Source organism: Paraburkholderia terrae (assembly GCF_002902925.1).
GTDB classification, from domain to species: Bacteria; Pseudomonadota; Gammaproteobacteria; order Burkholderiales; family Burkholderiaceae; genus Paraburkholderia; species Paraburkholderia terrae.
The window spans coordinates 1,772,589-1,784,012 of record NZ_CP026111.1; the positions used below are offsets into that span (position 1 = coordinate 1,772,589).

The 11,424-nt window shown below is 63.6% G+C and carries 10 protein-coding genes; 3 read left to right on the forward strand and 7 right to left on the reverse strand.

Going from position 1 to position 11,424, the window contains the following annotated elements:
- Positions 1-472 precede the first annotated feature (472 nt).
- Genes C2L65_RS07935 through gmd form a run of 3 tightly spaced genes read left to right on the forward strand, consistent with a single transcriptional unit; the run spans position 473 to position 3,377 of the window.
- A complete protein-coding gene (locus tag C2L65_RS07935; protein WP_042314231.1) occupies positions 473-1,558 on the forward strand; it encodes an acyltransferase family protein in 1,086 nt (361 codons plus the stop codon).
- Entirely contained in the window at positions 1,555-2,337 is a 783-nt protein-coding gene (locus tag C2L65_RS07940; RefSeq protein WP_042314229.1) for an SGNH/GDSL hydrolase family protein, read from the forward strand. Before C2L65_RS07935 ends, C2L65_RS07940 begins: the two co-directional genes overlap by 4 nt.
- Positions 2,334-3,377 carry a GDP-mannose 4,6-dehydratase gene (gene gmd / locus C2L65_RS07945; RefSeq protein ID WP_042314227.1) on the forward strand — a complete coding sequence of 348 codons (1,044 nt, stop codon included), beginning with the start codon at positions 2,334-2,336 and terminating at the stop codon, positions 3,375-3,377. Before C2L65_RS07940 ends, gmd begins: the two co-directional genes overlap by 4 nt.
- 55 nt (positions 3,378-3,432) lie before the next feature.
- On the opposite strand, the gene C2L65_RS07950 is transcribed toward gmd, so the two are convergent.
- The 7 genes from C2L65_RS07950 to C2L65_RS07980 all read right to left on the reverse strand — a co-directional run bounded on the left by C2L65_RS07950 (position 3,433) and on the right by C2L65_RS07980 (position 11,415).
- Positions 3,433-4,788, reverse strand: coding sequence for a HipA domain-containing protein (locus C2L65_RS07950; protein ID WP_042314225.1), 1,356 nt, complete (start codon positions 4,786-4,788; stop codon positions 3,433-3,435).
- Entirely contained in the window at positions 4,788-5,057 is a 270-nt protein-coding gene (locus C2L65_RS07955) for a helix-turn-helix domain-containing protein (protein ID WP_042314223.1), read from the reverse strand. Before C2L65_RS07955 ends, C2L65_RS07950 begins: the two co-directional genes overlap by 1 nt.
- 319 nt (positions 5,058-5,376) lie before the next feature.
- A complete protein-coding gene (locus tag C2L65_RS07960) occupies positions 5,377-6,537 on the reverse strand; it encodes a glycosyltransferase family 4 protein (RefSeq protein WP_042314222.1) in 1,161 nt (386 codons plus the stop codon).
- A 49-nt stretch (positions 6,538-6,586) separates the two neighbouring features.
- Positions 6,587-7,816 carry a glycosyltransferase family 4 protein gene (locus tag C2L65_RS07965; protein ID WP_042314219.1) on the reverse strand — a complete coding sequence of 410 codons (1,230 nt, stop codon included), beginning with the start codon at positions 7,814-7,816 and terminating at the stop codon, positions 6,587-6,589.
- A complete protein-coding gene (locus C2L65_RS07970) occupies positions 7,817-9,295 on the reverse strand; it encodes a glucose-6-phosphate isomerase (RefSeq protein ID WP_042314217.1) in 1,479 nt (492 codons plus the stop codon). It lies immediately after the preceding gene.
- A gap of 3 nt (positions 9,296-9,298) precedes the next feature.
- On the reverse strand, positions 9,299-10,450 hold the full coding sequence (locus C2L65_RS07975) for a glycosyltransferase family 4 protein (protein WP_042314215.1): 1,152 nt from the start codon (positions 10,448-10,450) through the stop codon (positions 9,299-9,301).
- Positions 10,447-11,415: a glycosyltransferase family 2 protein gene (locus C2L65_RS07980; protein ID WP_042314213.1), complete on the reverse strand. Its 969-nt coding sequence runs from the start codon at positions 11,413-11,415 to the stop codon at positions 10,447-10,449. The genes C2L65_RS07975 and C2L65_RS07980 overlap by 4 nt, the downstream gene beginning before the upstream one ends.
- Between the last annotated feature and the right edge of the window lie 9 nt (positions 11,416-11,424).

Here is an 11,424-nt window from a genome sequence, read left to right on the forward strand (position 1 = left end):
GTTCGCCGGATGCAAGGTGGAAATTCGAATGGCGGCGCAATACGCTCAGTGGCGTTAATGCCCATTGATCCAATCAGCGCTTAACGGTAAGGGCAAAGAATGAAGGACGAAATTCGCAAATAATTCAAAATTATTCGTCGGTTGAAACGCACGAAAAGAAAGCAGAAAAAATGTGCGCCGAATTTTTTTCGGGCATTTTTTTGCTTGAAATCCCCCGTCATTTACCGATACGGCGATCCGATCCGAAGTTCTTACCGGTTCGCGTCGCGTGGATGTTTCGAGGTGTAACCGGTCGTATGCGGATATGAAAATCCGCTTTCCGTTATTCAAATCAATTCGTTTATTTCATTCGTGTTTTTTAGGGTTTTTATTTACCTAGAATCAAACCCGTTTTTACCGTCTTCATGGTGATCGCCTCGCGACACCGTGCATGGCCCATTGACAGCCGCACCAGGCGCATACACGGACGCTCATGACAGCCAGCACCCTGCCCGCTACGCCCTCTCATCACCGACGCATCGTCCAGCTCGACGGCTTGCGTGCGATCGCCGTGCTCGCGGTGTTCGCGCAGCACGCGCTGAAGGCGCCGCTGTGGATGGGCGTCGATCTGTTCTTCGTGCTGAGCGGCTTTCTGATCACGGGCATCCTGCTGGATCGCAAGGCGCGCCAGCAGTCGTATTTCAGCTACTTCTATGCGCGCCGCGCGCGTCGCATCCTGCCGCCGTATCTGCTGCTGATGGTGGTGTCGTCGCTGCTGTTCGGCTTCGGCTGGGCGCAGCACTGGGAGTGGTATGCGTTCTTCGCGACGAATATCGGCGATGCGCTCAACCAGAGCGGCCATGACAGCCTGAACGTGCTGTGGTCGCTCGCCGTCGAAGAGCAGTTCTATATTGTCTGGCCGTTCGTGATCCTGCTCGTGCCCGAACGCGCGCTCGGCTATGTCGCGGGCGCGCTGATCGTGCTCGTTTCCGTGCTGCGCGCCGTCGCGACGCCGTGGTTCGATTCGTTCTGGCCCATCTATTACCTGACGCCGTTCCGCATGGATCTGCTCGCGGCGGGCGCGCTGCTCGCCGTCGTCGTGCGGCGCGATGCGAACGCGCTTGCGCCGTTCAGGCTGCTTGCCGTGCTCGGCGTGTGCGTCGCGCTGGCCGTGCTCGCGTGGCTGCATCTGCACTATCCGCGTTTTCGCGCGGCCAATACGCCGCTGTCGAATGCCGGGCTGTATAGCGTGTCGCTGTTGCTGTGTACGTCGGTCGTCGTGATTGCGCTGCAGAGCAAGGGCATCGTCAAGCGTGTGCTGTGCAATCCCGTGCTCGTCTATATCGGCACGATCAGCTACACGATCTACCTGATCCACCTGACCGTTCTCTACGCGCTCTGGCCTCTGCATTACAACCGCTACGTGACGGCCGCGCTCGCACTCGCGATCACGCTGGTCTATGCAAGCACATCCTGGTTCGGCTTCGAGCGCCGCCTGATTCATGGCGGCGCGACGCGTAGCCAACAGCCCGACGCCGCGTTGCATGCGACACGCGAAGCATCGAGGACGAGCGCATGATGCGCGCGCCGATGCTGCGGGTCGCGCTGTGCGCGCTCTTTTGCGCCGTCGCGCTCGCACATGCTGACCAACGCGCACAGCCGCAAGTGCTGATCGAAGCCTACGGCGACTCGACCACGCTCGGCATTTCGTGCAGCGACGGCCGCTGCGGGCCGCGCGCCGATAACGCGGTGACGTATCTGCAGGACGCATTGCGCGCGAAATATGGCGTGCGCGTGTCGGTCGCGAATGACGGCGTTGGCGGCACGATGGCAACGCAATTACGCGACGGCACCGGCCCAGGCCGCAACGGCCCTTGGAAGGACCGCCTGGCAGCATCGAATGCGCAGATCGTCACGATCAATTACGGCATCAACGAAGTGATGCACAACCAGACGCCCGAGCAGTTCTATCAGGCCGAAACCGATCTCGTGAAAACGGCGCAGGCGCTCGGCAAGCTGCCCGTGCTGCAGACCTCGAACCCGATGCCCGATGGACGTCTGAATGCACGGCTCGCTGAAATGGCCGCGATGACACGGCGCGTCGCGGCCGAACAGCAGGTCCCGCTCGTCGACCATTACGCGGACATCTCCGCGATGGCCGACTGGAAAACCCATATGTCCGACGGCGCGCATCCGAAGCCCGAACTGTATCGCGTGAAGGCGCAGCAGGATTTTCAGGTGATCGATCCGCTCGTGCGGCGCGTGTTCGGCGGCGCAGCCGTCTCGCAAGACCAGCCGCCACACGCCGCATCCCCGCTTCACTCCACTTCCGACAACCCGACGAGAGGCAACTCATGACCACACAACGCAAAGCTATCATCACGGGCGTATCCGGCCAGGACGGCGCCTATCTGACGAAACTGTTGCTCGGCAAGGGCTATCAGGTCACAGGCACGTATCGCCGCACCAGTTCTGTCAATTTCTGGCGGATGGAAGAACTCGGCGTGATGGACAATCCGAATCTGCAACTCGTCGAGCACGATCTGACCGACGCCGGCTCGACGCTGCGTCTGCTCGACACCGTGCAGGCCGACGAGCTCTACAACCTCGCGGCGCAGAGCTTCGTCGGCGTGTCGTTCGACCAGCCTTCGACGACCGCGCAAGTCACGGGCGTGGGCGTGCTGAATCTGCTCGAAGGCATTCGCACGGTGAACCCGAAGATGCGCTTCTATCAGGCGTCGACGTCGGAGATGTTCGGCAAGGTGCAGGCCGTGCCGCAACGCGAAGAAACGCCGTTCTATCCGCGCAGCCCGTATGGTGTCGCCAAGCTGTTCGCGCACTGGTCGACGATCAATTATCGCGAGTCGTATGGCATGTTCGCGACGAGCGGTATTCTGTTCAATCACGAATCGCCGCTGCGCGGTCGCGAGTTCGTCACGCGCAAGATCACCGACACCGTCGCGAAGATCAAGCTCGGCAAAGCCGACGTGCTCGAACTCGGTAATCTCGATGCGAAGCGCGACTGGGGCTTCGCGCTCGAATACGTCGAAGGCATGTGGCGCATGCTGCAGGCGGATGAACCCGACACCTACGTGCTCGCGACGAACCGCACGGAGACGGTGCGCGATTTCGTGAAGATGGCGTTTGCCGCTGCGGGTTATCAGCTCGAATGGTCGGGCCGCAACGAGAACGAAAAGGGTATCGACGTACGCACGGGCAAGACGCTGATTCGCGTGAACCCGAAGTTCTACCGCCCTGCCGAAGTCGATCTGCTGATCGGCTGCGCGGACAAGGCGCGCGAGAAGCTCGGCTGGAACCCGGAGACCTCGCTCGAGCAGTTGTGCAAGATGATGGTCGAGGCAGATGTTGCGCGCAATCAGAATGGGGTGTCGTGCTGATAGCGGCTTCTGACCACTGACCGCAAAAGGGCGCGTGAAGCGCCCTTTTGCTTTTCTAAAGCAGCTTGCGGTCGACCTGCGGGACCATCGGCGCGAATTGCAGCAGCCGTTCGGCTTGCACGGCGATGAAGTCGGATATCGTATGCACCAGCGCCCGTTCGTCGCCGACATAGACGTCTGAACGTGCCAACTCCGGCGCGAGCGCCTTCGCGGCCTGCGCCATGCGCGTCATTTCGCGGCCGAGAAAGCGTGGCACCGTGCCCGTTCGCCGCGCGAAATCCGCCAGCGCGAACGGCGTGATGTCCTCCAGCCGGAAGGCGTCGCCATAGCCCATCGCCATGTCCTGTTCGACGCGCTCGCCATACGCATTGACGGACACCAGGTCGTACAGCGGCGCAGGTTCGAGACCGCCGCCGTGCATGAAAAAGGACAGGTTTTTCCCATGCGCGTCGCTGTTACCGATCAGCAGTTGAAACAGCGCCCACCGGATCATGAAGGTACGCGCGGCAGCGGGATTGTCGAGGTGCCGCTGAAGCGCGAACAGCTTTTCGAAGCTCACGCCTTCGCGGATGTTGCGCACGTCCGGCGTGTTGCCGAAATTGCGCTCGTATTTGAACGTGACGGGTAGATCGAGCGCCTGGCAGCCGTCGATCACATGCCGCCGCCGCACGGCCTGAACGGACTCGCCATCCGACGGGTCCAGCTCGACCGTCCGATCGAACCGCCCGATCAGCAGGATCGGCTCGGGAATGCGCCGGATCGAAACCGGCGCGGTGAGCAACCCCATGCGGGACGCCAGCGTCATGCAGTAATGCTCGTTCGCGACCATGCACGGCGTGACGGGGCTGCGCGATTCCGGTTTCAGGATGTGCGTCGAACTGAGCGGCCCGTCAGCAAGCGCGATGCGCTCGCCTTCCACCAGCACTTGCAGCTTGTCCTGATAACCCGCCACCGACAGGCGAACCTTGCCGTCCCAGACGGGGAACGGAATCACGTCGCGCTCGCGGATGCGCTGGCTCAGTTCATCGGGTGAAATTTCGCGGCGCGCGGGCGGCCGTTGTTCCGGGTGAACGGGCTGGCCGTCTTCGTCCGCTGCAAGAAAGCTCAATGCGCCGACGGGCTCCTTGCCGAGCATCCGGATAAGCCCATACGTGTTGTCTTTCGACACCTGATAGACGACCGACGCGACATCGAGCGCCCGCCCCTCCGGCAACAGATTGGCGATGAACCGATGCACGGCGCCCGCCGGCGGCTCGTCGCGTGATAGCGGGATGTGCGGAGACAGCGGAAACGCGTTCCGGCGGCCCGGCCAACCGGCGTCGTAGTCGAAGCGGTAGAGGCTTTGGCGCGCGTCGAAGTCCAGGCGGCCTACGGCCCCTTCGTGTGTCGTGACATGGAGGGCGTGGGGCATCAGGACGTCTCGCGCGGCGTGCCGGGCGCCGTGTTCGCGTCGAACGGTTCGACGGCGTCCAGCACCGCGCTGGTTTGCTGGTTCGTGAAAATCAGCATGTTCAGGCCAAGTCCGTTCAACACCTTGAAGACCTTGTCGAGACTGACCGAGCGGCCGTTTTCCAGCCGCGATAGCACGTCTTTGGAGATGCCTAGCATATCGGCGGCGTCGTCGATGCGAAGCTCGCTTTGCGCACGCCGGTTACGCACGAGCTGACCCAAGGCTGCCATGTCGCCAGCTAATGGGTTGACGGAGGTGGGTCGAGGCAAGGTGCGAGCCATAGTTCCGGGATTCCAGGAATAAACCGTCTCATGAAAGTCATGAGATCGATAATTACGAGAATATCGGAATTATGGGTGGGAAATGTGCGAGCTGTCAATAGTTCTGATATTTAAGGAATTAAGCCTCGCGAGATGGGTGAAATCGAGATAATTCCTTAAATATCGGAATTATAGCGACACTGGTCAGTGACGATGCCTGGCCGCCCGTCGCCGCAAAAAGAAAGGGACGGCTCACGGCCGTCCCTTTCCCTTAACGGTGTTATCCGCCCTACGCCGCCGCCTGAATCGCCTCGTTGTACACGGCCGCGACCCGCTTCGCGATCACCGGGTTATCGAAATTGGCCCGCGCATACGCACGGCAAGCATCCGAATCCGGCAGCCTGATCGTTCCATCCAGCGCCTTGCCCAGACCATCGGCGATCGCATCCGCGCCCGTCGAAGGCAGCACGAGATCCTGCGACAGCCCCGCCACCGCTTCCGGCAGACCGCCCACGGGCGTCACCAGCACGGGTGTTCCCGACGCCAGCGATTCGACGGTGATCAGCCCGAACCCTTCGAGCGCCACAGTCGGCACGACGCTGATCGTGGCCGCGCGATAGAGCGCCGCCAGATGCTCGTCCGGCACGAAGCCGAGCAGCTTCACGTTGTCGCCGAGACCGGCGTCGTCGATGCGCTGCTGCAATTCCACCTGCAAGCGCCCCTTCCCTGCGATCAGCAGCAGCACGTCCGGATTGCGGCGCTTGACGACCTTCACCGCATCGATCAGATCCTCGAGCCCCATGCGCCGCACGAGACGCCGCACGGCCAGCACGATCGGCCGGCCGAGCGGCAGTTGCAGGCGCAGGCGTGCTTCGTTTTGCGTCAACGGCAGATTGAACTGGTCGACGTTCACACAGCCCGGCACGACGCGCACGCGGTCGGCGGGAATGCCGTAGCGCGACGTCAGAATGCGGCCGAACGCATCGGACAGCACGATCAGCCGCGACGAGCGCGCATACACCGTCTGCTCCAGATAACGCTTTGCACGCTGCCCGAGCGAGTCTGCGCCTTCGACGTGACTCTCGTCGGCCCACGGCCCCTGAAAATGCGACACCTGCGGGATGCCGCGCATCGCGTCGAGGCCAGGAAACGTGTACAGCGCGAAGTGCGACGAGATCACGTCGGGACGCTGCTCGCGAATCTCGCGGCGCAGCGCGCGGCGCGCGGCCATCAGGCGCAGCGGCAGCGATTGCGCCGCGGAACCGAAGCCCTGGATCGCGCCGTTGGTGTCCTGCGCAACGCGCTCCGAGCCCGCGACGACGCCGCGCACTTCGACGCCCGCGCCGGGCAGCGCGCCAATCAGTGAGTAATACATGCGGTCGAGACCGCCCGCGCGCTCGGGAAACCAGTGCATGCCGATTTGCAGCGATTTGATGGAACGAGTGGTCATGGTGTGTGCTTTCCTTGTCGTTGTCGATGTGCGCGTCAAGCGGCGTGCATCACGCGCGATCCGCGCGTTGCGGGCCTGCGAGCACGTTCGGCGCCAGCGGTTCGGCGTCGTTGTCATTGATGTTTTTCGCGCGGCGGCGGTCTTCGCGCTGCCCCGCAATCTGCCGATACAGCGCGATGTACTGCTGCGCCATGCGTGCCCAGCCGAAGCCCGTCGCGAGTTCGTTGGCCGCGCGGCCCATCGCGAGCCGTTGCGCGTCGTCCGATGCGAGACGACCCACGGCTTGCGCGAGCGCCTGCGGATCGTCGGGATCGTCGAGCACAATGCCGCATTCGGGCGTGATGATCTCCGCCCCGCCCGCCGTGTGCGCCGTGACGACAGGCAGACCTGCCGCCATCGCCTCGAGCAGCGACAGACTCATCGCTTCGTAGCGCGACGGAAACACGTACGCATCGACGGAATGCATCAGCACGGGCATCTCTTTGACGAGGCCGAGAAAATGCACGCGGTCCGCGATTCCAAGCGCTTTCGCTTCTTCCGGATATGGACTGCCGGGCAGATAACCGGCAACCGCCATATGCACGTGCTCGGGCAGATGCTTCAACGCCTTGAGCACCGTGCCGAGATTCTTGCGCGGCGTGCGCAGATCGCCGACGAACAGCAGCAGGAATTTGTCTTCGGGCAACTTGAAGCGTGTGCGGTCGCCCTGCGCAGCGGCAAAGCCCTGCGTATCGACGCCGTTATAGATCACGTCGAGCCGGTTGCGCGGCGTGAGGCCGATCGCTGCGATCTCGGTCGCGACCTTCTGCGACACGGCCGTGATCACACGCGAACGTCGATACGCCCAGCCTTCGAGCACGGCATTCACGCGCGTATAGACGAACTGATACGCGGACCACAGCCCCTTGCTCAAACCGAACGGGTAGTACTTGCTGTTGAACCAGCCGCTATGAACGAAGTGCGCGGTGTTCACGTCGGCGGGCATCCACGTGATGAAGCCGTTGACGTGCAGCACGTCGTATTCGGCGCGGTGCTTGCGCAGCCACCACGCGCTCTTCAACGCGAACACCTGCTGGCGCAGCAGATTGGTCGGCCAGAAGCGGCCGATTTTCACGGGCGCCCAGCGCACCAGCGGATGTTCGAGCAGTTCGGGCGCGACATGCGAGGCGACCAGCGTGACCTCGATGTTCTCGTCGAGCGCCGCGCGCGCGATCTCGTGATTGACGCGGCCCTGCCCGTCGTTATGACGCACTACGTGCGTGACGATGGCGACTCTCAATCAGTGGCCTCCAGGAAAGAATGAATGGCGGCGCCGGTTCAGCTTCTGCCAGTGCGCCGCGGAAATAATCGAAAACACGCCCATGAAGAGCAGCAGGCCGCCCGTGCCGACGAGCGAATTGGTGAACACCAGCATCGCGAAGATCGCCAGCGCGAGCGACAGCGAAGCGGACGCGAACTTGTCGTCGCGCAACTTGAACGAGGCGCGCAGCGCGCGCACCAGCAGCCAGATCACGCCCGACATGTACAGCAGCGTGCCCGGCCAGCCAAGCACGAACGGAATGTTCATCACGCCGCTGTCGAAGTTGCCGTACTGGCCGAGCTGGCCGCCGTCGTTCGAGAGCTTGGTCGAGGTGCCCGTCGCGCCCAGCCCTTCGCCCGTTACATCGGTGAACGCGGTTTTCGCGAAGGTCGCGTAAAACTCGTTACGCGCGGCGTAGCTCTGGTCGTCGTGCAGATTGACGATCGTGTCGAGACGCGCCTGCATCCGCTCGGCGACCGGGCCGATCGCCAGCAGCGGCACGCACAGGCCGACCAGCAGCACCGCGCTCGCAACGATGCGGATACGCACCTTGTTGTTCGACTTCGCGAGTTGGATCAGCATCGCGATGACCCAGCCGCCCCACGTCGAACGCACCAGCGAGAGACAAAACGACAGGAAGCCGAGCGCGCCCGCCACCCAGCGCACGCGATGGTTCGCGGCCATCACGTAGACCATCGCGCCCATCATCGCGAGCGCGAACGGGCCCGACGAATTCATCGTGCTGAATACGCGCACGCCGAACGGCACCGGGTCGCCCTGCGAATTCATCTGCGAGCCGAGCATCCACAGCGCGTCCCACTGCGGCATGATGAAGAACTGCACGAGGCCGTAGCCGCCCATCAGCAACATGCCCCAGATAAAGGTATTGATGATGGTCTCGCGGAATTCCGGGTACTGCCGCGAGTGCGCCATGATGTGAAAGCCGATCAGGATCGGATAGACCCAGTTTGCAAGGTCGTACAGGGCCGCCAGCGGGCCGCTGGAGACGACGCCGATCATGAACGCATACCCAAGCCCCGCCAGCACCAGCAGGACGGGCAGGCCGCGCCGTTGCGCGAGCACGGGGTAGAAGCGGATCAGCGACAGCCCGCTGATCATCGTCACGGCGAGGGGCGCGACCTGGATCAGACTGGTCGGCGTGAAGGCACCCTTGGACCAGTCGGCCAGACGCCGCACTTCCGGGCTCAGGAACCACAGCCACCACATGTAGCCGACGTATTTCGCGGGCGCCTTGAAGTACAGCCAGAAACCGACGGCGATCGACAACACCGGGAACGCGAGCGTCAGCACCGTGCCCTGATGCGCAACGATCAGCATCACCGTGACGAGCCACAGCAACGCGGGCGGCAGCCAAATGCTCTTTTGGCTCTTCTGGCGCTTGTCGCTCTTGACGGCGCGCATGGCGCTGTCGATCCCGGCTCGTGCAATCGACGACATCGCTTACATCCCTCCCCGGCTCTGCGACGGCACGCGGGCGTTTCCACCGGCGTTCGCCTTTTGCGCGGGATGCGCGTGCTGCGCCTGTCGACGCAGCAGATCGCGCGTGAGCTTCACGTGCTGCTGCGCGTAGTGCTGCGTCGTGTGATCGCGCGACACCAGTTCCATCGACGCCGCCTGCGCCTGTTGCAGCGCTCCGTCCGGCGACGCGATGAGGCCGAGCAGCGCCTCGCGCAGCGCGTCAGCGTCGAACGGCGGCACATACGCCGCCGCGCGCGCCGAAAAATAATCCTGCAACCCGCCGACGTTCGTCACGACCATCGGCTTGCCGACGGCCGCCGCCTCCAGCATTACCGTGATACCGGATGCATGCGTGTTAGGGCGCAGTGGCACGACGACCACGTCGGCCCAGTCGTACAGTTCGCGCTGCTTCTTCAGGCCCGCTGCGGGCGCGACTTGCACGTTCAACGAACGCAGTGCGCGCGGAATGCGCCGGCGCGTGGCGAGACGCACGGCAAAGCGCGGATCGTTGCCGACGGCCTTGATCAGCGTCTCCCAGTCGCGGTCGCGATCGTTGCCGATGGCGGCGATGCGCAGCGGCGTATTCGGCTGCCACACCTTTGGCTGCTGCACGGGAAAATCGCGCGTGTTCAGCCCGTAGAAAAGCTGCGTCGCGTCGCGGCCAAAGTACTCGCGGCACAACTCGGCGTTGTCACGCGCGAGCGTCGTCAGAAGATCGGCACGCCCGATCAGCTTGCGATAAAACCAGCGGCGCAGAACGCCATAGTTCGGCCACTTGTCGATCAGCCACACGCTTTGCGCGAGCAATAGCGGTTGCGTCTCGCGCTTGCCGTTCATCAGCAGCATCAGCGCGGCCGATAGCCATTCCTGTTCGGTGTGCGTCCAGATCACGTCCGACCGTAGCATCTCGTCGCGATTGCGCAGCGTGTGGACCAGGTCGAAACCGAGCAGCGTCTTCAGCGCGCGGCGCACGAGACGTACCGGCTTGCTCTCCTTCGCGTCCTGCGAATAGCTCAGCTGGAATTCGTCGGACTCGGCGTGGTGATAGCCATACAGGCAACCGATGTTCTCGCCCGGGCGGTAGAAACGCGGATCAGCACCGTAAAACAGATGTACGTGGACCTTTGTCGTCATGCGTGTACCCCCGTGCCCGTTCCAGTGCCCGTGCCGCGCTGCTGCGCAAACGCGCGACGCGCCTCACGTGCGCCCGTGCGCACGGCATGCCAGCGCGCGAGCTTCGTACGCGCGCCCTTCGACGTCAACGCGAGCACCGCATGCAGCGCCCCCGGATAAACACGCGTGCCGACGAGCGCATACCACCACCACGCGACTTCGCGCTGCCCGGCGGGCAACTGCTCGCGCAGGATCAGATGCAGGTTGTACGCGGCGTTGCGCACGGCCGTCAGCGACTGCGCATCGCGGCGGTCTTCGTCGAAACGTTCGGCTGGGTAATGGTCGACGGCGACGCGCGGATCGTAGACCAGCTTCCAGCCCGCGTTCTTCACGCTCATGCTGAACGCCATGTCGTTGTGGACCTGCGCGCCCGCGCCGCGCAAGCGGCCGTCGAAGCGGATCGTGCGCACCGCGTCGCGCCGGTAGCTCATGTTCGCGCCTTTGAGCAGATCGACTTCGCGCGCTTCGCCTACGCCGAGGTGATGGTTGCCGATGATCTTGCCCGACTTCATCATCTTGCCGACCAGAAAGCGCGAGCCGTCGAGCACGCCACCCTTCTGATGCACCCAGTCGCGTCCGCCGAGCGCGCCCAGCCGCGGATCGCTTTCGAACGCGGCGCCGATGCGGCGCACCCAGTCGGCGTGCGGCGCGGCGTCGTCGTCGGTGATGGCGATCACGTCGCCTGTCGCGGCATCGAGGCCGCGATTGAGCGCGGCCACCTGACCCGGCAACTCGACGGCGGCGACGTTCAGCGGCAACGCGCCGACCACGAGGGGATCGGCGAGGCATGCATGCGTCGCTTCGTCATCGGGACGCGCGACCACGACCACTTCGTCGGGCACGCGCTCCTGCTTCTGCAAGGCCGCGAGACAGCGCGCGAGGTCCTGCGGGCGGCGATAGGTCGGCACCAGTACCGTTATCTTCATCCTGTACTC